This window comes from Bradyrhizobium sp. S69 (assembly GCF_009766005.1).
Lineage (GTDB): Bacteria > Pseudomonadota > Alphaproteobacteria > Rhizobiales > Xanthobacteraceae > Bradyrhizobium.
Genome location: NZ_LMUK01000042.1, coordinates 206,287 through 227,644, shown reverse-complemented (window position 1 = coordinate 227,644; position 21,358 = coordinate 206,287). Strand labels below are relative to the sequence as shown.

The 21,358-nt window shown below is 63.1% G+C and carries 16 protein-coding genes; 7 read left to right on the top strand and 9 right to left on the bottom strand.

Annotated features, from left to right (window positions below; genetic code table 11):
• The coding region (locus tag GSQ88_RS21195; protein WP_159009701.1) for an acetyl-CoA hydrolase/transferase C-terminal domain-containing protein at positions 1-1,500 on the bottom strand (1,500 nt) is incomplete at its 3' end.
• 277 nt (positions 1,501-1,777) lie between these two features.
• Between GSQ88_RS21195 and GSQ88_RS21190 the strand changes: the two genes are divergently transcribed.
• From GSQ88_RS21190 to GSQ88_RS21170, 5 genes are read left to right on the top strand one after another with little or no spacing between them, the layout of a single operon-like run.
• Positions 1,778-3,202, top strand: coding sequence for a TolC family outer membrane protein (locus GSQ88_RS21190; RefSeq protein ID WP_159009700.1), 1,425 nt, complete (start codon positions 1,778-1,780; stop codon positions 3,200-3,202).
• Positions 3,203-3,229: 27 nt separating this feature from the next.
• The gene (locus tag GSQ88_RS21185) at positions 3,230-4,198 is read left to right on the top strand and encodes an alpha/beta fold hydrolase (RefSeq protein WP_159009699.1); all 969 of its coding nucleotides are present in this window, start codon (positions 3,230-3,232) and stop codon (positions 4,196-4,198) included.
• Positions 4,199-4,234: 36 nt separating this feature from the next.
• Positions 4,235-4,657, top strand: a complete 423-nt coding sequence (locus tag GSQ88_RS21180) for a hypothetical protein (protein ID WP_159009698.1) — start codon at positions 4,235-4,237, stop codon at positions 4,655-4,657.
• Positions 4,650-5,750 (top strand): hypothetical protein, encoded by a 1,101-nt coding sequence (locus tag GSQ88_RS21175; RefSeq protein WP_159009697.1) that lies wholly within the window; start codon positions 4,650-4,652, stop codon positions 5,748-5,750. Before GSQ88_RS21180 ends, GSQ88_RS21175 begins: the two co-directional genes overlap by 8 nt.
• The gene (locus tag GSQ88_RS21170) at positions 5,728-6,078 is read left to right on the top strand and encodes a hypothetical protein (RefSeq protein WP_159009696.1); all 351 of its coding nucleotides are present in this window, start codon (positions 5,728-5,730) and stop codon (positions 6,076-6,078) included. Before GSQ88_RS21175 ends, GSQ88_RS21170 begins: the two co-directional genes overlap by 23 nt.
• A gap of 13 nt (positions 6,079-6,091) precedes the next feature.
• Here the strand turns inward: GSQ88_RS21170 and GSQ88_RS21165 are convergent, their stop codons facing one another.
• Positions 6,092-7,690, bottom strand: coding sequence for an FAD-binding oxidoreductase (locus tag GSQ88_RS21165; protein WP_159009695.1), 1,599 nt, complete (start codon positions 7,688-7,690; stop codon positions 6,092-6,094).
• A gap of 180 nt (positions 7,691-7,870) precedes the next feature.
• Between GSQ88_RS21165 and GSQ88_RS21160 the strand changes: the two genes are divergently transcribed.
• Together GSQ88_RS21160 and GSQ88_RS21155 are read left to right on the top strand one after the other, a co-directional pair.
• Positions 7,871-9,211, top strand: coding sequence for an MFS transporter (locus GSQ88_RS21160; RefSeq protein WP_159009694.1), 1,341 nt, complete (start codon positions 7,871-7,873; stop codon positions 9,209-9,211).
• A gap of 13 nt (positions 9,212-9,224) precedes the next feature.
• The gene (locus GSQ88_RS21155; RefSeq protein ID WP_159009693.1) at positions 9,225-10,190 is read left to right on the top strand and encodes an amidohydrolase family protein; all 966 of its coding nucleotides are present in this window, start codon (positions 9,225-9,227) and stop codon (positions 10,188-10,190) included.
• 136 nt (positions 10,191-10,326) lie between these two features.
• Here the strand turns inward: GSQ88_RS21155 and GSQ88_RS21150 are convergent, their stop codons facing one another.
• From GSQ88_RS21150 to GSQ88_RS21120, 7 genes are all read right to left on the bottom strand, one after another.
• Positions 10,327-13,452, bottom strand: a complete 3,126-nt coding sequence (locus GSQ88_RS21150) for an efflux RND transporter permease subunit (protein WP_159009692.1) — start codon at positions 13,450-13,452, stop codon at positions 10,327-10,329.
• Between the two features lie 36 nt (positions 13,453-13,488).
• Entirely contained in the window at positions 13,489-14,706 is a 1,218-nt protein-coding gene (locus GSQ88_RS21145) for an efflux RND transporter periplasmic adaptor subunit (RefSeq protein ID WP_502706755.1), read from the bottom strand.
• A gap of 211 nt (positions 14,707-14,917) precedes the next feature.
• Positions 14,918-16,315 carry a CoA transferase gene (locus GSQ88_RS21140; RefSeq protein WP_159009690.1) on the bottom strand — a complete coding sequence of 466 codons (1,398 nt, stop codon included), beginning with the start codon at positions 16,313-16,315 and terminating at the stop codon, positions 14,918-14,920.
• A gap of 323 nt (positions 16,316-16,638) precedes the next feature.
• Positions 16,639-17,088 carry a hypothetical protein gene (locus GSQ88_RS21135; RefSeq protein ID WP_159009689.1) on the bottom strand — a complete coding sequence of 150 codons (450 nt, stop codon included), beginning with the start codon at positions 17,086-17,088 and terminating at the stop codon, positions 16,639-16,641.
• 98 nt (positions 17,089-17,186) lie between these two features.
• Complete coding sequence (locus GSQ88_RS21130; protein WP_159009688.1) at positions 17,187-17,573, bottom strand: hypothetical protein; 387 nt, start codon at positions 17,571-17,573, stop codon at positions 17,187-17,189.
• A 33-nt stretch (positions 17,574-17,606) separates the two neighbouring features.
• Positions 17,607-21,092: an error-prone DNA polymerase gene (locus GSQ88_RS21125; protein ID WP_159009687.1), complete on the bottom strand. Its 3,486-nt coding sequence runs from the start codon at positions 21,090-21,092 to the stop codon at positions 17,607-17,609.
• Positions 21,089-21,358 (bottom strand): DUF6504 family protein (locus GSQ88_RS21120; RefSeq protein WP_349628232.1); only part of this gene is annotated, 270 nt, incomplete at its 5' end. The genes GSQ88_RS21120 and GSQ88_RS21125, both read right to left, overlap by 4 nt.

Genomic DNA, 21,358 nt, shown 5'->3' with positions numbered 1-21,358 from the left:
GGCCTGCCGCATCAATTCGTCCTGAAAGCGGCTATCGGTGACCGCAAGCATCGCGGCGATCACCTCGGCGTCGGATTTTCCCCTGAGGTCGGCCACGCCATATTCGGTGACGATGATATCGCGCAGATGCCGCGGAATGGTCTCGTGGCCATAGCGCCAGCGGATATTGGATTGCGTGCCGGCGCCGGCCGGCCTCGTTGCTTCCACCGTGAGGATCGAGCGCGCGCCGGCCAGCGCGAACGCCTGCGCCACGAAATTGTACTGGCCGCCGACCCCGCTGACGACCTGGCCATCCTCGAGCCCGTCGGAAATCACCGCCCCCATCAAGGTGGCCATCATCGCATTGTTGACGAAGCGCGCGTCGACCCTGGCGCGCCGCTTGGTCTCCTCGTCGCCGTAGAGCTCGTTGGTAAACGACACCGGCATCATCTGGATCCGCGCGATCTGGCTCGGCGTCATCTCGCGCAACGCGCGGTAGAATGATTTCGGCCCCAGGAAAAACGCGCCGTGCAGCACGACGCCATCGACCTCGCGCTTGAGAATGCCGGCATCGATCAAACCCAAAAACGCCTCGAACAACATTTCGCTGACGCCGTAGAGGCCCTTTTCGAACGACCCGGTGTGCGGTTCGAGCGCCGGATCCGTGGCGGGCCGCAGCCGCTTCATGATCGCGTGAAACTGCGCATTGTCGCGATGGCGGACGATCAGCCCCTGCGCCAGCGCATCGCCGACCTGTCCGATGCCGATCTGAAGCGTCCCGCCATCGCGGACCAGGCCCGCGGCATGCAGGCCGATCGCGTATTTGGTGTCCGTGATCGGCTCGGACGGTGGCGCGAATAGCGGAAAGCTTTTGTCAGGCGCGTCGAGCACCGCGCTGAATTCGTCCGCCGACAGGTCGCCGGCGCCCGGCATGAACGGCAGTTCGGAATTGACCTCGCCGATCAGCTTGAACGCCGCCGTACCCTGCGCGCGGGCGCGCAGCACATCCAGCGTAGTGTCGGTGTTGCAGCTCAGGCTGTAGCGCGTGACGCCCTCGACCACGCGCTTGGCGACCAATTGGGGGACGACGTTGAGCCCGCGCGCCAGCAGATAGGACGATGCATGGGTATAGTTCGCCGATATGTAATGCTGCTGCGCAAACGGCACGTGTAGCCATTTTCCCGCCAGAAAGAAAAACTCGATCACCTGGATATTGGGCGGCAACGCCCCCGCATGCAGCGCATCGGCATAGGCCAGATCGGGATAGCCGCCGAACAGGCGGTCGATCACCGGCGTGATGAAGCGCCGCTCGAGCAGGTTCGACGGCCGCGGCTTTTCCAGGGTCAACGCGGAAAAGAACGTCAGCTTGATGCCACGGTCGGCGGCCGCGCGCGCATAGAGCGCATTGACGATGCGGTTGGCCTTGCCGAGCCCGAGCGGCAGCCCGACCACCAGATCGGTCCCGACGTCACGAATGATGTCCTCCGCGATCGCGTCGGGATCGGTGAACATTTTCGGCATCGAGGACCGGCCCGGGCAAAGAGGATGCAAAGAGCAGTATTGCCAAGGCCCGGAATCGGACGCTGGCCGTCAAGAGCTATAGCGTATTTGCACCCGATATTGATCCGCCACCAACGTGCCCGGAATGTTCGTCTGTGACGAACCGGCAACAGGGCGAGATTGAATCCAGGGAGTAACTGCATCGGGCGGTTTGCCTGTGGCGGCCCCGCCCCCTAAACAGGTAAACCTTGGCGGGACGTCGGCGGGGCGCGGACGGCCGGGTTGGTTGCGGGAGCATATGGTAAGGCGTGCCAGCAGAATGGGCCGGGTGGGCAGGCACGTGCTCCGATCGGGCATCTGCCTTGGCGCCGCAGCTTGCCTTGGTTTTGCGGCAACCGCGGCCTCCGCGGAAAGCCTGCCCGAGGCGCTGGTGAAGGCCTACCAGACCAATCCGCAGCTCAATGCGGAACGGGCGCGGCAGCGCGCCACCGACGAGAACGTCCCGCAGGCGCTGGCGGGCTACCGGCCGCAGATCGTCGCCAGCCTGAGCAGCGGCTTGCAGGCGGTGCGCAACCTGTTGCCGGACAATACCGTGCAATCGGCGACCCTGAAGCCGTGGGTGATCGGCGTGACCGTGACCCAGACGCTGTTCAACGGCTTCAAGACGGCCAGCAGTGTCCGCGTCGCGGAGTTGCAGGTGCAGTCCGGCCGCGAGGCCCTGCGCAATGTCGGCCAGGGCGTGCTGCTCGACGCCGTCACCGCCTACACCAATGTGCTGGCCAACCAGTCGCTGGTCGAGGCGCAGCGCACCAATGTGTCGTTCCTGCAGGAGACGCTGGGGATCACGCAGCGCCGCCTGAAGGCCGGCGACGTGACGCCGACCGACACCTCGCAGGCCGAGGCCCGCCTGAGCCGGGGCCAGTCGGATCTCAACGCCGCCGAAGTCAACTTCGCGGTCAGCCAGGCGACTTATACCCAGGTCATCGGCAACCCGCCCGGACCGTTACGAGCGGCGGAACCCGTGGACCGGCTGTTGCCGCGCAACCGCGATGACGCCACCACCCTCGCCTTCAAGGAGAACCCGGCGGTCCTCGCGGCAGGCTTCGACGTCGATGTCGCTTCGACTACCATCCGGGTCGCCGAAAGCAGCCTGATGCCCACCGTCACCCTGCAAGGCAGCGCCAGTCACGGCGCGGATAACGATCCGACGCTCAGCGTCTTCAGGGCCGACCAAGCCTCGGTTATCGGCCAGGTCACCGCACCGATCTATGACGGCGGCACCGCGGCGTCGCAGACCCGGCAGGCCAAGGAACTCACCGCCCAAAGCCGGCTGGTGCTCGATCAGGTGCGCAGCCAGGCCCGCACCGCGGCCCTCGGCGCGTGGGTCGCCAACGAAGGTGCGAAAATCGCCGTCACGGCCTCTGAATCAGAAGTCCGCGCCGCGACGGTAGCGTTGGCGGGGGTGCAGAAGGAAGCCCAGGGCGGGCAGCGCACCACCGTCGATGTATTGAATTCGGAAGCCGATCTGATCGCGGCGAAAGCCCGGCTGATCGGTGCGCAACGCGATCGCGTGATCGCCTCCTACACGCTGCTCAGCGCCGTCGGCAGGCTCGACGTCAAGACGCTCGCGCTCAACACGCCGGATTACCTGCCGGAGACCCATTATCATCAGGTGCGCGACGCCTGGGAGGGCCTGCGCACGCGGACGCCGTCGGGACAGTAACCCCGTTCAATCTCTTGGCGAGGCTTCGTGATCTCCTTGATCCTACGCTGGTCGGTCAGAATTCTCATCGTCGTGCTGGTACTCGCGGTTGGCGCGATCACAGCGTTCCGGCTGTCGGCCTCGCTACGCGAGACCGCGATGCGCAGCGACCTCGCGCCCTCGACCGGCCATCTGGTGCTGACGAATTCGGGCAGCCTGTTCATCCAGGAAAAAGGCCCGGCCGACGGCGTGGCGGTCGTGCTGTTTCATGGCACCGCGGCATGGAGCGAACTGTGGCGACGCAGCATCGACGCGCTGGCTTCGGCCGGTTTCCACGTCATCGCGCTCGACCTGCCACCATTCGGTTTTTCCGACCGGCCGGGCGGCTATACCCGGCAGCAACAGGCCGCGCGCGTCAACGATGCGCTGATCGCGCTGCACGCCGCGCCCGCCATCATCGTCGGTCATTCCTTTGGCGCCGGAGCCGCGACCGAGCTTGCGATGCGCTATCCCGAACGCGCCCGCGCGCTAGTGCTGGTCGATGCCGCACTGGGGCTGACCGCGGCGCCGTCGGATCCGCCGGCGCTGCTTGCGCCGAAATGGATTCGCGAAGTCCTGGTATCGCTGACCGTCACCAACCCGATGGCAACCCGAACGCTGCTGGCCTCGCTGATCGCCAAGAAAGAGCGCGCGCTTCCGGAATATGTCGAAATACTGCAACGGCCGCTGACGCAACAAGGCAGCACGGCGGCCATCGCCGACTGGCTGTATTATTTTACAGGCAGCGACAGAAATGCCGAAAGTGCGGATCGCGGCAATTATGCGCGCCTGAAACTGCCGGTCGCGATGCTCTGGGGCGACCAGGACGAGGTGACGCCGCTGGCGCAGGCCCGCGATCTGCTGACGCTATTGCCGCAGGCGAGCCTGACGCTGTTGCCGGCGCTCGGTCACATTCCGCAGATCGAAGACCCCGATGCCTTCAACGGGGCCCTGCTCAAGGCGATCGAGAAGCTCTAAACTCGCGAACGAGATTCGGCAGATCGGGGAGACATCATGGATATCATCAGAATATGCGCCTGGGGTTACGCCATCCTGCTCGGGTTTGTGATCCTGACCGGATACATCCCCGCCTTTATCGACCAGAACGATCTGATCTTCGGCCTGTTCCGTCGCACCTGGTATGCCGACGGCCTTCATCTCGTCTCCGCGCTGTGGGCGGCGAGCGCCGCACTGACCTCGCGCCGCGCCTCGGAATGGTTCTTCCAGTTGTTCGGCGTGTTCTATTTCGCCGACGGCGTGCTCGGGCTCCTCACCGGCAGCGGCTATCTCGATTTCGGTATCCTGATCAACGGCATTCGCGACCTTCCCTTGATGACGCGGATATTCGCCAACGCCCCGCACCTCGGTCTTGGCGGAATGGCGATCCTGATCGGCTATGTGCTGGCGCCGCGCACGCGGACCATTGTCCATGCTTAGATGCTTGCGCCGGATCGGCGCGGCCATCGTCATTCTGATCGCGCTGTCGGTGCTGCTGCCGATGGCCTATATCGAAGGAACGTGCCGCCCCACGGCTGGCGCGTCGGCGTCTTCAGCGCCGGTCGCCGCATTGCCCGCGATCACCGAAAACGGCTACCGGCGCAAACAGGACAACACGTTCTTCACCTTTCCCGAATGGTACATCGTCTATTCGTTTGAGGATTTCGGCCGTTCACTCGATCGAGCGAACGAGAGCCATTTCAACTATCTCGGCCAGATCCTGGGATTTTGGCGCAGTTTCTGCACCATCAACCGCGCCGTGCCCGCCACCGGCGAATCCCGTTTCGACGTTAAGTCCATGATCTATGTGATCGGCGTCAGCTTTTCCGCCGAGTATGCGATCAAGGGGGCCTATGAGAACACCATCGGCCGCGTCTTCGAGTGGATCAGGGGTGAGAAGCGCACGCCGCAGGACGAGTACGCCCGCGCCGTGCTGCAGGATTACGCCGCGTTTCTCTACACGGTGCCCTGGTACAAATATCCGTTCCGCGACAAGCTCGACGGCCTGATGGCGATCTCGGCGCCGACGCCGAGCCCGGCGCGCACCGCCGAGCGCGATTTCACGCTGGGAACCGAATATTTCATCAAGATCGGCTACGCCCATTTGATCCAGAAGGTGCTCGACGCCAGCGACGACGACGAGCCGCGTGACATCATGTTCGTGGTCGCAACGCTGCCGCCGGATGTGCTGGCAAAGGAGCCGCGGCTCAAGCCGATCCGCGCCCTGACGCCGGATTGGCAGCTGGTGCAGGCGCCGCGCTACAAGGCGCTGACCGAAATCCTGCTCGGCCTGCTCGATCAGGGTTACCGCCTCGGCGAAATCGCCGGCAATCACGATATCCTCGTCACCGTGATCGCGCCGACCTCGGCGACGCTCGACGTCAAGGACACCACGGAACTGTTCTCGCTCGACCTCGAAGCCAAACTAGGCTTCCGCCGCGCCGGTTTGAAGGCTAATATCGGAGACCTTGTCGATATCGTCAGGGCCATCAAGGCCAGGGGCGCAAGCGTTGAGCACTTCTACGATTATTGAGCGCAAACCACTGCGGGCAGCGGGCAGGATCGCAAGCGCGATCGGCCTCGTCATCTGCGGCTGGCTCGCGCTCGTGGTCGCGCTGACCTTCGGATCCGCTCCGGGCAAGTCGATGGCGATTATCGGGCCGCAGGCAGAGGCGCTCGCGGCCGTGACCAAGGCCAACGGCCGCATCCTCGCATCAAACCGCTACGTCACGATCGCGCGTTCCGACGAGGCCGGTTTCGTGGCGCAGCTCTATGCCGCCGGCGCGCTATTGGTGCTGGACGCCGAACAGGCCGGCGGCTGCAGCGGCCTGCCGCCGAAGCGCAGCACGGCGCAACTCTGAGCCGCCTGACGCGTTACGAGGCGTATTTCTGATAGAACGTGTTGGTGAAGAGCTCCGCGGGATCGTAGCGACGTTTGGCCGCGAAGAAATCATTGATTTGCGGATAGGAGCGCTGCAACTGATCGCGCGTATAATAGAGCTGATAGGGCAGGAAGAACCGGCCTTTATGCGCGATGGTGAGATCGATCAGCTCTTCGGTGGCCTTTTTCATCCGCCGGTTGCCCTCCTCATCGGTGGTCTGGTTGATGTAGAGCACCAGCGAAAACGCCGGCTGCGGCGAATAGGTCAGGAAATTGTCCTCCTGATGCACGATACGCACCGACGCATTCAACAGATTGGTCTGGTTGTCGGTCAAAACCTTGCGCATGCCGTCGACGAACGACACGAATTCGCTGCGCGGGATGAAATATTCGTGCAGGATGTCGGTATCGTTCGGCAGTGAATTGCGTAAGTAAGCCACGGAGTCGTGCATCGGATCGTTGCGGCTGACGAGACATGCCTCGGCCGATCCCATCGCCTGGGTGCGGGTGACCGTGCAGGCTTCCATGCGGTGTTCGATGTGCTTTTCGGACAGCCATTTCAGCTCCTGAAACAGCGGCCCCTGCTTTGACAGGTTGATGGTCAACCGGCGCAATTTGGTGCCACCGACCTCGCCGAGCGGCTCGCGCTTGAAATCCGTGCCGTCGACCTTGGTGTAGGTGTACAGCAGCATTTCCTTCAGGAAGCTGCTCGGCGCCGTCGACAGATGGCCGTACATCAGGGCGACATTCGCATCCTTCTCGATGTCGTCGGCAAACAGCGCGGGAAACGCCTTATAATCCAGCATGCGCCGCCCGGTCTGGTAGACGGCGTTGTCGACGATCGAAAGCTCGGCCTCGACGATCACGCCGAACAGGCCATAGCCGCCGACCACCAGATCGAACAGCTCCTTGTTCTCGGTCGGCGACACCGTGCGCAGCGAACCGTCCGCCAGCATCAGGCGCATAGACTTGATCGACCTGGCGAGCGCGCCGGCCTGATGGTCCATGCCATGGGCGTTGACCGAGATCGAACCGCCGACGCTGAAGATATCGGTCGATTGCATGGCGCGAACCGCGAACCGTGGATCCAGCATGTTCTGGATCTGGTGCCAGGTCGCGCCGGGCTGCACGGTGATCGACCTCGTGTCCTCATGGAGGACGACGCGATTGAAGCCCCGCATGTCGAGCACGATGCCGCCCTTGCGGAACGCCTGCCCGCCCATGCTGTGCCGCACGCCGGCCGTCGTGATCGAAAGCTTGTTGTCGCGCGCGAACGCCAGCGTCTTGGCCACGTCATCGATGCTGTGGACTTCGACGACGCCATAGATTTCAGTCTTGTTGAGACAGCTCGCATCATTGATGCTGCCGCCGAGTTGCGACCATTTCACGCCCTGAAGCGGTGCGATGGCCTTGATGCGCTCCAGGTTGACGTTGCCCTGCTCGGCGGCGCCGACCGCCGGTCCGCAATCCTTTTCGCCGGTCGGATCAGCCGCCAGAACCTGCAATCGGCGAAAGCCGTATGTCCCGCCGACCACAACAAGCAGGGCCAGCGCCGAGGCACCGGTTTTGAATTTCTGCGAGTATGTTTGCATAAATTGATTCCCGATGAAGGCGGGATATTCCGGCCACACGCAGCATTAGTCAAACGGCGGAGCGTTGCAGCGTTAGCCGAACGTTCGAATCCTTCTTGCGCACGCTTGCGGAAACGTTCACGCTGCAAGCAAGCAACAGGCGCGCGACCGAGCGCGACGAAAAGACGCCGGGAAGAACCCATGACCACGCCCACGCCGCAGGATTTGTCGACCATCGAGCAGCGGACCGTCGCAAAAGTATCGTGGCGGCTGTTGCCTCTGGTCGCGTTGGGCTACTGCATCGCCTATATCGACCGCAGCAACATCTCGATCGCCGCCCTGACCATGAACAAGGATTTGGGCTTCAGCGCCTACATCTATGGCTGGGCTGCCGGAATTTTCTTCTTCAGTTATTTCCTGTTCGAGATACCGAGCAATCTGATCCTGGAAAAAGTCGGTGCACGGATCTGGATCGCGCGCATCATGGTCACCTGGGGCATCATCTCGGGCCTCACCGCCTTCGTCACGGGAACTACGAGCTTCATGTTCGTCCGCTTCCTGCTCGGCGCCGCCGAGGCCGGGTTTTTGCCCGGCATGATCCTCTATCTCACCTACTGGTTTCCCTCCGAATATCGCGGCCGGGTGATGTCGACGCTCTTTGTCGCGCAGCCGATCGCCAACGCGGTGGCCTCGATCGCTTCCGCCGCCATTTTGGGAATGGATGGCATGCTCGGCCTGAAGGGCTGGCAATGGATTTTCATCATCGAAGCGATACCCGCAATATTGCTCGGCTTCGGCGTGCTCCGGATGATGACGGACAGGCCGGCGCTCGCCAGTTGGCTCGCACCGGAAGAGAAAGACTGGCTCCGGACGCGGCTCGACGAGGAGAACCGCAGGATTGAAAGCGCCGGCGGTCGGCCGAGCCTGCGGCAGGCGTTGGCAGATCCCCGCGTGCTGGCACTCTCGATCATCTATCTGATGAGCGTCACCGCGAATTACGGCATCGTGTTCTTCATGCCGCAGATCATCAAGGGCATCGGGCTCAGCAACATGATGACCGGCGTGGTGTCGTCGATCCCCTATATCGTCGGCACTGTCGGCCTTATCGCCTGGGGCTGGTCGTCGGACCGCAACAACGAGCGCCGCTGGCATCTGATCGCGGCCTCGACGGTCGGCGCGCTCGGTTTTGCCTTTGCCGCATGGTCGGGGGCTTCTTACTGGGCGCTGATCGGAATGTCGGCCGCCACCGTCGGCATCTATGGCTCGCGCGCGGCGTTCTGGCCGATGCCCTCGATCTTCCTGACCGGCACCGCGGCGGCGGGCGCGATCGCGATGATCAACGCCGTCGGCAATCTCGGCGGTTATTTCGGCCCCTTCATCGTCGGCTGGATCAAGGATTCCACCGGTAGTTTCGAAGCCGGATTGTATTTCCTCGCGGCCTGCTCTGCGATGTGCGCCGTGATCACGTTGTTTGCCGCGCGCGCGTCGGGAGACCCGGCGGCCGTGACGCGCGCGAACGCCGCCGCCGCGGCAGCCGAATAGCGGAGAAGAACCTATGCTCACCAGACGCGGTATTCTACTGGCCTCGATCGCCGCCGGCGTGACCCTGCCGAACCGGAATGCGGTTGCGGCGCCCTCGCAGCCCTCCACGCCGGTGAATTTCGACGTTCCCGCCGGCGCCACCGATTGCCACACCCATATTCATGGCGATCCCGCGAAGTTTCCGTTCTTCGCGGGCCGCGTCTATACGCCGGAACCGGCATCGCCCGAGGAAATGTCCGCGCTGCACAAGGCATTGCATATCGAGCGCGTGGTCATCGTCACCCCCAGCGTCTACGGCCCGGACAACTCCGCCACGCTGTTCGGCACCAGGGCGCGTGGCGCGACCGCGCGTGGCGTCGCCGTGATCGACGACAACACGCCCGAGAGCGATCTCGATGCCCTGAACGCGGCGGGCTTTCGCGGCATCCGGCTCAATCTCACGAACAACGGCATCAGCGATCCCGCCATCGGCCGGGCGCGCCTCCAGGCCGCGATCGAGCGCGTCAAGCGCCGCAACTGGCACGTCCAGATGTTCACGGGCCTCGCCGTGATCTCTGCGATCAAGGATATCGTCGCGACGTCGCCGGTGCCGGTGGTGTTCGACCATTTCGGCGGCGCGCTCGCCGAACTCGGCTTGGCGCAGCCGGGCTTTGCCGACCTTGTGGAACTGGTGCGGTCAGGCAAGGCCTATGTCAAAATCTCCGGCGCCTATCGGGCTTCGAAACTGGCGCCGGATTATCCCGACGTGGTTCCGCTGGCGAAGGCGCTGATCGCGGCGAACTCCGAGCGGATCATCTGGGGCAGCGATTGGCCGCATCCGAATTCGACGACGCCCCCCGGCGGCAAGTCGACCGATGTCACGCCGTTGTATCAGATCGACGACGGCCGGCTGTTCAATCAGCTCCCGGTATGGGCACCGGACGCCGCGATCCGCAAAAAAATCCTGGTCGACAATCCGGCTCAGCTCTACGGATTTTAGAGTCTGGTTCTGATGTAATCAGAACCAGACTCTAGACTTCTGTTTTGACGCGTTTTCTTGACGCGAACCGGCATCCACGGAGCCTGTCATCGGGCGCGCATTCGCGCGACCCGTTGGCTTGAAAACGCTCTGAATCTCACGATCGCACCCGCTGCGAGAACAGCGCGATCAGCGCCGGCAGCGTTACCAGGATGACCAGCGGCGCCAGCATCATGCCGGTCACCACCACGACCGCCAACGGCTTCTGCACCTGCGATCCGATTCCGGCCGATAATGCCGCCGGCAACAACCCGATACCCGCGACCACGCAGGTCATCAGCACCGGTCGAAGCTGCAATTCGCCGGTGCGGATCACCGCCCTGATGCGGTCAAAGCCCTCGTCGATCAACTGATTGTACTGCGACAGGATGATGATGCCGTCCATCACCGCGATGCCAAACAGCGCGATGAAGCCGATCGCAGCCGACACGCTGAACGGAATGCCCGATATCAGCAGGCCCAGCACGCCGCCGAAGATCGCCATCGGAATCACGCTCATCGCCAGCAGCGTCTCGACCACCGAACCGAAATTGAACCACAACAGGATCGCGATCAGCGTCAGGCTGATCGGCACCACGATCGAGAGCCTGCGGATGGCATCCTGCAGATTACCGAATTCGCCGACCCATTCGATCCGCGACCCCGGCGGCAGCTTGACCTGGGCGTCGACCTTTTCCTGGGCTTCGCGGATCGCGCCGCCAAGATCGCGCTCGCGCACCGAAAACTTGATCGGCAGATAGCGCTCCTGCTGCTCGCGATAGATGTAGGCGGCGCCCGAAACCAGCTTGATCGAGGCCACCTCGCTCAGCGGCACCTGGGTGATCGTTCCGTTCGCCCCGGGCGCACCGATCCGCAAATTCTGGATCGCTTCGGCGCTCTTGCGATATTCCGGCGCCAGGCGAACGATGATCGGGAAATGCCGGTCGCTGCCGGGCTCGTAGAGATCACCGGCGGTGTCGCCGCCGATCGCCACCTTGATGGTAGCGTTGATATCGCCCGGCGCCAGCCCGTAACGCGCCGCCTTGGCGCGGTCGATGTCGATCTGGATGGTGGGCTGGCCGAGCGAGGTAAACACCGCCAGATCGGTGATGCCCTGTACGGTGGCGAGAACCGACTTGATCTTGTTGGCGGTCTCGGTGAGCGCCTCCAGATCGTTGCCGTACAGCTTGATCGAGTTTTCGCCCTTCACGCCGGAGACGGCTTCGGAAACATTGTCCTGCAGATATTGCGAGAAGTTGAACTCGACGCCGGGAAACTTGTCCTGCAACTGCGCCAATAACTGCGCGGTGAGCTCGTCCTTGTCATGGGTGCCGGGCCACTGGCCGACCGGCTTGAGCGGCGCGAAAAATTCGGCGTTGAACAGGCCGGCGGCGTCGGTGCCGTCGTCGGGACGACCATGCTGCGACACCACCGATTCCACCTCCGGCCGCGCCCGGATCAGCTTGCGCATCTCGTTGACATAGGCGTTGCCGGTCTCCAGCGAGATGGTCGGCGGCAAGGTGGCGCGGATCCACAGATTGCCTTCCTCGAGCTTGGGCAGGAATTCCAGTCCCAGCAACCGGCCGAGCACAATGGTCATGACCGCGAGCCCGATCGCGCCCGCCATCACCAGCTTGCGGTTATCGACGGCCCAGTTCAACACCGGCATATAAAGCCCGTGCAGGAAGCGCATGATCCAGGTCTCGGTCTCATGGACGTGCGCCGGCAAAATGATCGCGCTCAGCGCCGGCGTCACCGTGAAGGTCGCCAACAGCCCGCCCGCCAGCGCATAGGCGTAGGTCCGCGCCATCGGCCCGAAGATATTCCCCTCGACGCCGCTCAACGTGAACAGCGGCAGGAACGCCGCGATGATGATGGCGGCGGCAAAAAAGATCGACCGCGACACGTCGGCGGCAGCCGACAGGATGGCATGGCTCTTCATGCCCATCGTCGTTTCGGTCGAGATGTGGCTCTGCTCGGCCTCGGACAAGGCGGTGGTCTGCGACAGCCGGCGGAAAATCGCCTCCACCATGATGACGGTGGCATCCACGATCAGGCCGAAGTCGATCGCGCCGACCGACAACAGATTGGCGGACTCGCCGCGCAGCACCAGAATGATGACGGCGAAAAACAGCGCGAACGGAATGGTGGCGCCGACGATCAACGCGCTGCGGAGGTCGCCGAGGAATATCCACTGCAACAGCACGATCAAGAGAATGCCGACCACCATGTTGTGCAGCACGGTCGCGGTGGTGATGTCGATCAGGTCCTTGCGGTCGTAAATCCGCTCGATGCGGACGCCCGGCGGCAGGATGCTCGAATTGTTGATCGCATTGACCAGTTCCTCGACGCGCAGGATGGTCGGCGAGCTTTTCTCGCCGCGGCGCATCAGCACGATGCCCTGCACGATGTCGTCGGCATCATTGAGGCCTGCGATGCCGAGCCGCGGCTTCTCGCCGACGGTGACGGTGGCGACGTCCTTGACCAGAACCGGATTGCCTCCGCTCTGCGACACCATGGTGTTGGCGAGATCGTCGATCGAGCGGATCAGCCCGACGCCGCGCACCACGGCGGACTGGGTGCCGATGTTGACGGTGTTGCCGCCGACATTGATGTTGGAGTTGCTGACCGCTTGCAGCAGTTGCGGCAAGGTCAGGCCGTTGGCGACCAGTTTGTTGAAATCGACCTGCAATTCGTAGGTCTTGGTCTTGCCGCCCCAGCCGGTGACGTCGATCACGCCGGGCACCGCGCGAAACCGCCGCTGCAACACCCAGTCCTGCAACGTCTTGAGGTCGAGCACACTGTAGTTCGGCGGCCCGACCAGCCGGTAACGATAGATTTCGCCGATCGCACTGGTCGGCGAAATCCCCGGCTGCACGTTGCCCGGCAGCGGCGCCAGTTGCGACAGCCGGTTCAACACCTGCTGCAGCGCCTCGTCATAGGTGTAGTCGAACGAGAATTGCAGTTTGACGTCGGACAATCCGTACAGCGAGACCGTGCGGATCGTGTTGAGGTTCTTGATGCCGGCGACCTGGGTCTCGATCGGAATGGTGATGTAGCGCTCGATCTCCTCGGCCGACAATCCCGGGCTTTGCGTCACGACGTCGACCATCGGCGGCGTCGGATCGGGATAGGCCTCGATATTGAGCTGCTTGAACGCGATCAGGCCGCCGATCAGCACGATGGCGAACAGGCCCACCATCAGATAGCGGCGATTGACGGCAATGGCGACCAGACGATCCATTCAGATCGGAGCTTTCAATGGGCTGAGGAAGGAGGACTAACTGCCGGACGCGGCGCGGTCGATGAACAGGCTGCCTTTGGTAACGATCTGATCGCCGGGCTTTAAACTATTACCCTGCACCTCGACGAGATCGCCGTTGATGAGGCCGGTCTTGATCTGGCGCAGCTCGATCGACTTGTCTTCATGCGCGACCCAGAGCCGGACCTGATCGCCCTCGTAGATCAGCGCCTGCTTCGGGACGCCTGCCGCCGGATGATCGCCGGCGGAATAGATCGTGACATTGGCGAACATCTCCGGTTTCAAAAGACCGTCCTTGTTGTCCACCGTGGCGCGGGCCAGCAGCCGGCGGGTGTTGGGATCGATCGCGGCTGCGACGTAATCGATCTTCGCCGTCAGCGGGCGGCCCGGCAACGCCAGCACGTTGAACGAGATCTGCTGTCCGACCGATACCATCGCGGCATCGGTTTCGCGCACAAAGGCGATCAGCCAGACCTCGGAGAGATCGCCGATCACGAACACCGGATCGCTGGCGCCGGAGCTGATATATTGCCCGGGTCCGATCTTGCGTTGCACGACGGTGCCCGCGATCGGCGAGAAGATCGTGGTGTTGGGATCGATGCGGCCCTTGTCCTGGAAGGCCGCGATGGCGTCGTCGCTGAGGCCGAGAATTTTTAACTTGTTGCGCGCGGCCTCCAGCGCGGTTTGTGACGAACGCATGTCGTTCTGCGCCTGGACCAGGGTCGCCTGGGACTGCTGATAATCCTTCAGCGGCACCGCCTTGCCCTCGAACAGATCCTTGGCGCGGGTGTCCTGCAACTGCGCGAGGTCGAGCGCGGATTTGGCCTTGTTCAGGCCGGTCATCGCCGTGATGAAATCGTTCTGCGCCTGCACCGTATCGGCGGCCTCGATCACGAACAGCGGCTGTCCCTGGGTGACGGTATCGCCGGGCTTCGCCAATAGCCGCATCACGCGGCCGGTATAGGGCGAAAACACCGGCGTCGAGCGATCCTCATCGACGGCGATCTTGCCTTCGGTGATGTGCTCGGCGCGGAAGTCGTGCAGCGCCACGGGCTCGATGGTCAGGCTCGCCCATTCGGCCGGCGTCGGCGTGTAGCGGCCCGATCCCTTGCGGGACTGGCTGGAGACGTCGGAATTGCGCGGCGGCGCGTCGCCGCCTCGCATCAAGGCGAACCAGGCAGCCCCGGCGACCGCCAACACAGCCACGCCGATGATCAGATGCTGTCGGCTAAACATCTGCGATTTTTGATCAATTTCGGGCGGCATGGGATCCGATCAAGTCGGCGATGATTCGGGCGAAGACGGCCTCGGGGCCACGCTAATAGTGCCTATTTGATATCTCAGACAAACTAAAAACGCCCGGGCAAACCAAAAACGCCCGATATGTCGTTATTTCGCAACGCGAAGCCCGGCGGTCATCAGGATGTCAACGACGCGCCGGGGGACGTCACGGACGCGCCGGCCATTGCGGCGGGTGGCTGCCGAGCGGCATCGCCGGGCGGACCCAATGCGCCGGCGTCTTTGACAGCAGCGCCGAATGACGAACCGCCCGCAGCGGACCGAAGCCTGAGGGGGCATCCTCGATAAAGCGCTGCACGGTGTCCTTGTCGTAATCGGCGGCGGCAAGACCGTCGGCCAGCCGGCCGAGATTCCATAACCAGCGTCCGGTCTGCGCCAGGGAGACCCGGACATGCCAGCTGCCGCCCTCGCGCGATTGCCGTATCCGCGCCATCATCGCGCCGAACGCCATCAGATAACCGGAGGCGTGGTCGAGCATCTGCGCCGGCAATTCCTTGGGGCCGTCGATGCCAAGCGCCTGGCCTTCGGCATGATTGAAGCCGGTCGAGGTCTGCACCAGCGAGTCGAAACCGCGACGCTCCGCCCATGGCCCGGCAGCGCCATAGGCCGACAGCGAGACATAGACGATGCCCGGATTGATCCTCGCGGCATCCTGCGGCGAAAAACCGAGGCCCGCGATCGCTTGCGGACGATAGCCTTGCGAAAAAATATCCGCGTCCGCCAGCAGGCCGCGCAACACGCCCCGCCCCTCGTCGCTCTTGAGTTCGACAAAACTGGTCAGCTTGCCGCGGCCGGTGTCGATCGCAAGCCACGGGATGGCCGGCAGATCGGGACCGGAAATCAACAGCACGTCGGCGCCATGCGCGGCGAGCGTGCGGCCCGCGACCGGGCCTGCAATCACCCGCGACAGGTCCAGCACGCGCAAGCCGGCAAGCGGGCGGTCGCCGCGCGGCCACGGCTTCGGCGCAGCCTCGCCGATCTTCTCGATCGACAAGATCGGCTGTTCGGCCATTGCGCGCGCGTGCGGCGAAGCCTCCCATTCGTCGCGGGAGCGCATCATCGCGACCACGCCGCCGGCGGCATAGGCCGCGGTCTCGAACGCCTCGGCCTCCCATTGCATCAGCGCGGCCTGCACCTCGTCGCGCTCCGGTTTGCAATTCAACACCTTGCAGACGGCGTCGCGGTGATGCGTGAAATTGGTGTGCAGCCGGATGAAGCGCGTGTCGCGGGTTTTGTAGACGCCGGCGATGGCATCCCAGGCCGGCGGCGGCGGCTTGTCGTCAACGCGCAGATAGCGCTCCGAGCGGCATTCGATCACGGCATGGCGCATATCGACCGCGACATTCTGCGATTGCCCGCTGCGCAATTTCCAGATCTGCGCCGCCGCCAGTCCGGCCGCGGCGATACCGGCCTGCGCCGAGGCGCCGATGCGAAACGACGACGGCAATTGCGGCTCTTCCCCGGTCAGCGTGACGTCGTCGAGCGCGGAAACGTCTCCGCCTGCAAGCGTCCAGAGATCGGCCAGAATGTCGCGCGGGCTTTGCATTGCGAGGATTCCTGTGAGAATGCCGCGGTATTATCAGAGAGGCGAAGCGTGGGCAAAGGCGCATCTGCGCCGTGCCTGCCATCCAGATTTATCACGTGAGCGATGGGCACGCTTCGCTTTGCATTTACCGCCGTCATCCTGAGGAGCGGCCCCTTGGCCGCGTCTCGAAGGATGTGCCGCAAGCACAACGCTGAACACCATCCCTCGAGGCGCGCAAGAAAGTGCGCGCACCTCAGGATGACGTCGGAGATAACTTCACAGGCTCTCAGCGTCGAAGCCATTGGGCCAGTATAACTGGCGAAGCAGACGTCGCCCGGAGGCGCTCAATAACACCGGATGATATTGATATTCGCGGTTTGCGCGGTCCCCTCACGCTTGGGAACCGTCACCGTCTGCGCGGTGCAGTCCGGCACATAGGGCCTTGCGGACGGTATCACGTTCGGCGGGAAGCGATGGACCTGATCCCAAGGGACATCATAGGTGTAAGTGTAATGCACATCGCCTGATGTCGGCGGCGCCGCCGCATCCACGCCAGGCTGGCCAACCGATGAGCCGTCGACCCAGTCGCCCTCGCCCGGCCAGAACGCGCCGACGTTATAGCCCCGGTGATGCCTGAACGATCGGGCGGTCGATGGACGGAACGTCGGATGCGCCGCAAAAGCCCGTCCGCCACCGTGCGCCGCGCCCGACGCGGCGAATGTCGCGTTGCCGGCGAGGATGAGCGCTAATCCGCCGAGAGACGCGAGAAGCGCCCCATACTTTCGATACGTCATGGCACGACCAATTCGTCTGTTACTGGGCAGCGCAGCAACGCTAGGCCGCGGCTTTTGTGCCCGCAAACCGATAATTAATAATTGGTTAACCAGTAATCTTAATGCAGATATCCGCCGTCGCGCGGTTCCGCGTCGAGGCCGTTTTGGGCCATGACGTCCCGGCCGCCCACCACGCGAAGGTTGATCCTGCCGATCAGATCCAATCGCCATTTTTCGGCCTCAGCGATGGCGGCCTCCGTCTGCCGCAGTGTGCTGACATTCGATCCGAGCGAAACGATACCGCCCAGGACCGCGGCGATCGCCCCGATCGCGAGCTGATTAGGCTCGAACACGCCGAGCACCATGAGAAGCGGCAATGCGACGCCGGCAGCGATCGCGATCTTCGAGATCAGAATGATCTTTCGGCATCGCTCGGCGACCTCGGCGAGTTGCTCGAGCCGCGCTTCAATCCGTGAAATTTCGTCGTTCGGCTCTTCTTCGGTCATCAACGTCAAGTTCAGCAAGGTTCATCTATCGGGTCAATGAAAATCCCTTGACGGCGGCAGGATGCGGACGTTGCGCGGATGACGGATTTTCTGCGCGGGATGATCCGGATGATCGCGCCGATCGTCATTGAGCGGCTCGATCAGCGCAGGCCCGGTCGGCAAAACCCGTTTGCGGCGGAAGGCGTCGTTGGCAAGCCCGACCAGATCATGCGACCGATCGACCAGGCGCTGGGCGACGAGATGCGTCACGTGTTCGGGACTGCTCTGAATGTAGCCCTCGACCAGAATGAGCCGCGCGCCCATCACCTCTTTACGGAACTGCTCCATCACCTTCGGCCACACCACGATGTTGGCGATGCCGGTTTCGTCCTCCAGGGTCATGAAGACGACGCCCTTGGCGCTGCCGGGACGCTGCCGCACCAGCACCACGCCGGCGCAGCGCAGGCGCTTTTTGTCGTTGCGGTGGCAAACCGCTTCGCAGGCCACAATGCCCTCGCCGGCAAATATCGGCCGCAGAAATTCCATCGGGTGGCCCTTCAGCGACAGCCGGATGGTCTGGTAATCGGCGACCACCTGTTCCGGCAGCGGCATCAGCGGCAAGGCTTTTGCGTTCTCGTCCGGCTGCTCGCGCGCCGCGGCAGCTTCGAACAATGGCAACGGCACATCGTCGGGCAGCCGCCGCACCGCCCACAGAGCGGCGCGGCGATCGAGCCCGATCGAGCGAAACGCATCGGCATCCGCGAGCTGAATCAGCGCGCGCTTCGGTAAGGCCGTCTCGCGGGCGAAATCCTCCAGCGAGGTGAAGGGACGGCGGGTACGCGCGGCGACGATGCGTTCGGCCCAGTCTGTTTTCACCTCTCCCGCTTGCGGGGGAGGTCGGATCGCATCGCAAGATGCGATCCGGGTGGGGGCTCTCTCCCCACGCAGAGTATGACTCGCGGAAGCACACCCACCCCAACCCTCCCCCGCAAGCGGGAGAGGGAGCCTTTCCTCATCCGGATCAACCCACCTGAACCCGTCGATCTGACGAAAGCCCAATCGCACCGCGCAATACTCGCCGCTCGCCGCTTCCAGCGTGTTCTGCGCGAAACTGTAGGACACATCGATCTCGCGGACCTCGACATGATTTTTGCGGGCATCGCCGACGATCTGCGCGGGCGCATAAAAACCCATCGGCTGCGAGTTCAACAGCCCGCAGCAGAAGGCGTCGGGGTGATAATGCTTCAGCCATGACGAGACATAGACCAGTTGCGCGAAACTCGCGGCATGGCTTTCTGGAAAACCGTAAGAGCCGAATCCCTTGATCTGGTTGAAACAGTTTTCCGCGAATTCCCGATCATAGCCGCGCGCGACCATATTGCCGACCATCTTGGCTTCGAACTCGCCGATGGTGCCGACATTGCGAAACGTCGCCATCGCACGGCGCAATCCGTTGGCTTCTTCGGACGTGAATTTGGCAGCCTCGATGGCGATCCGCATTGCCTGCTCCTGGAACAGCGGCACCCCCAGGGTCTTGTGCAAGACGTTGCGCAATTCATCCTTGTTGCCGCCCTTGGGATACGGATATTCGATGTCCGCGGGATTCATTTTGCGGCGCTTCAAATAAGGATGCACCATGTCGCCCTGGATCGGGCCGGGCCGCACGATCGCCACTTCGATGACGAGGTCGTAGAAGGTGCGCGGCTTCAGGCGCGGCAGCATGTTCATCTGCGCGCGGCTTTCGACCTGGAACACGCCGAGCGATTCACCCCGGCACAGCATCTCGTAGACCGGTTTCTGATTCTCTTGGTCCTGCGGAATCGTCGCCAGCTCCCAGCGCTGGCCTTTGTGAGCCTCGATCAGGTCAAAACATTTGCGGATGCAGGTCAGCATGCCCAGCGCCAGCACATCGACCTTCATCATCTTCAAGGCATCGACATCGTCCTTATCCCATTCGATGAAGGTGCGATCGTCCATCGCGGCGTTACCGATCGGCACGTAAGTGTCGAGCCGATCCTGGGTCAGCACATAGCCGCCGACATGCTGCGACAGATGCCGCGGGAATTCGATCAGCTCGGTCGCGAGCTCGACCGCAAGCTCGATCATGGCATTATGCGGATCGAGTCCCGCCTGCTTGACCTGCATCTCGCTGAGGCCGGATCCCCAGCTTCCCCAGACGGTATCGGCCAAGGCGGCGGTGACATCCTCGGTCAACCCGAGCGCCTTGCCGACATCGCGGATCGCAGAGCGCGGGCGATAATGAATGACGGTGGCGATGATCGCGGCGCGGTGGCGGCCATAGCGGCGGTAGACATATTGCATCACCTCCTCGCGCCGCGAATGCTCGAAATCGACGTCGATGTCGGGCGGCTCCAGCCGCTCCTTGGAGATAAAACGTTCGAACAACAGATCGACCTTGGTTGGATCGACCGAGGTGATTTCGAGAAAATAACACACGGCCGAATTCGCCGCCGATCCCCTGCCCTGACAAAGGATGTTCTGGCTGCGCGCATACCGCACGATGTCATGTACGGTGAGGAAATAATGCGCGTAATTGAGTTCGGCGATCAAATCGAGTTCCTTGCGCAAGGTCGCCCGAACCGTTTCTTCAATCTTGCCTGAGAAATAACGTTCGGCCCCCGCCCAGGTCAGGTCTTCCAGATGCCGCTGCGCGGTCTTGCCCGGCGGTACCGGTTCGTCCGGATATTGATAGCGGAGCTGGTCGAGCGAAAAATGGATGCGCGCCGCAAACCGCATCGTTTCCGCGATCGCCTCCGGCACATCGCGAAACAGCCGCGCCATTTCACCCGCCGGCTTGAGATAGCGCTCCGCATTGGCCTCCAGGCGTTTTCCGACCGCATCGATCGTGGTCTTCTCCCGGATGCAGGTCAGGACATCCTGCAACGGCCGGCGCGCGGGATGGTGGTACAGCACCTCGTTGGTGGCAAGCAGCGGCACGTGGGCGGCTGCCGCAAGATGGCCCAGCCGCATCAGGCGGCGCTTGTCATCACCGCGATACAACAGGCTCGCCGCCAGCCACACCCCGTCGGCGCGGCTGGCGCGCAACCGGTCCAGAATCCGCAAAGCGCCTGCCGAATTGAAACGGTGCGGCAGCGCCAGAACCAGCAATTGCCCTTCGGCGAATTCCAGGAGGTTTTCGAATGTTAGATGACATTCACCTTTCTCGACCCTGTTGAGATCGTCGCCGCGTTTACCCAAGGTAAGTAACTGGCACAGCCGGCCATAAGCTTCCCGGTGCCGCGGATAGACCAGGATGTCCGGCGTGCCGTCGATGAAGACGAGACGTGAGCCGATCAAGAGCTTTGGTTTGTGGATGACCTTGGGATTTTCCAGTTCCTTGTAGGCCCGCACCACGCCGGCCAGCGTGTTGTGGTCGGCGATGCCGATCGCGGCGAGGCCGAATTCGCTCGCCTGGTGCACATAGGCCCGCGGATCCGAACCGCCGCGCAGGAACGAAAAATTCGTGGTGATGCCGATCTCGGCATAGCCCAATGCTGACTCACTCCCTGAAGCGTTCATGCGAACAGCCCATGCATGAACCAGTTGGCAGGGATCGGTTCGCCGGTTTCATCCGCGAGTTCGCGGCCGTAAAGGCCGTCGCGGTAAATCCAGAAGCGAAGCCCGGCTTCATCCTCGACGCGGAAATAATCCCGCGTCAGCGAGTGGCCACCCTGCTTCCACCATTCCATCGCGACGCGTTCGGGGCCTTCGACCCGCACCACCACATGGTTCGCCCGCCGCCAGGTGAAACGATGCGGCGGTCCATCCGGAACCATCGCGAACGG

What these genes read in the sequence shown, in the direction of transcription:
- GSQ88_RS21135 (WP_159009689.1), bottom strand. Translation starts at nt 17,088, where the DNA reads ATGACGTATCGAAAGTATGGGGCGCTTCTCGCGTCTCTCGGCGGATTA.
- GSQ88_RS21155 (WP_159009693.1), top strand. Translation starts at nt 9,225, where the DNA reads ATGCTCACCAGACGCGGTATTCTACTGGCCTCGATCGCCGCCGGCGTG.
- GSQ88_RS21175 (WP_159009697.1), top strand. Translation starts at nt 4,650, where the DNA reads ATGCTTAGATGCTTGCGCCGGATCGGCGCGGCCATCGTCATTCTGATC.
- GSQ88_RS21130 (WP_159009688.1), bottom strand. Translation starts at nt 17,573, where the DNA reads ATGACCGAAGAAGAGCCGAACGACGAAATTTCACGGATTGAAGCGCGG.
- GSQ88_RS21145 (WP_502706755.1), bottom strand. Translation starts at nt 14,706, where the DNA reads ATGTTTAGCCGACAGCATCTGATCATCGGCGTGGCTGTGTTGGCGGTC.
- GSQ88_RS21140 (WP_159009690.1), bottom strand. Translation starts at nt 16,315, where the DNA reads ATGCAAAGCCCGCGCGACATTCTGGCCGATCTCTGGACGCTTGCAGGC.
- GSQ88_RS21160 (WP_159009694.1), top strand. Translation starts at nt 7,871, where the DNA reads ATGACCACGCCCACGCCGCAGGATTTGTCGACCATCGAGCAGCGGACC.
- GSQ88_RS21125 (WP_159009687.1), bottom strand. Translation starts at nt 21,092, where the DNA reads ATGAACGCTTCAGGGAGTGAGTCAGCATTGGGCTATGCCGAGATCGGC.
- GSQ88_RS21190 (WP_159009700.1), top strand. Translation starts at nt 1,778, where the DNA reads ATGGTAAGGCGTGCCAGCAGAATGGGCCGGGTGGGCAGGCACGTGCTC.
- GSQ88_RS21165 (WP_159009695.1), bottom strand. Translation starts at nt 7,690, where the DNA reads ATGCAAACATACTCGCAGAAATTCAAAACCGGTGCCTCGGCGCTGGCC.
- GSQ88_RS21180 (WP_159009698.1), top strand. Translation starts at nt 4,235, where the DNA reads ATGGATATCATCAGAATATGCGCCTGGGGTTACGCCATCCTGCTCGGG.
- GSQ88_RS21150 (WP_159009692.1), bottom strand. Translation starts at nt 13,452, where the DNA reads ATGGATCGTCTGGTCGCCATTGCCGTCAATCGCCGCTATCTGATGGTG.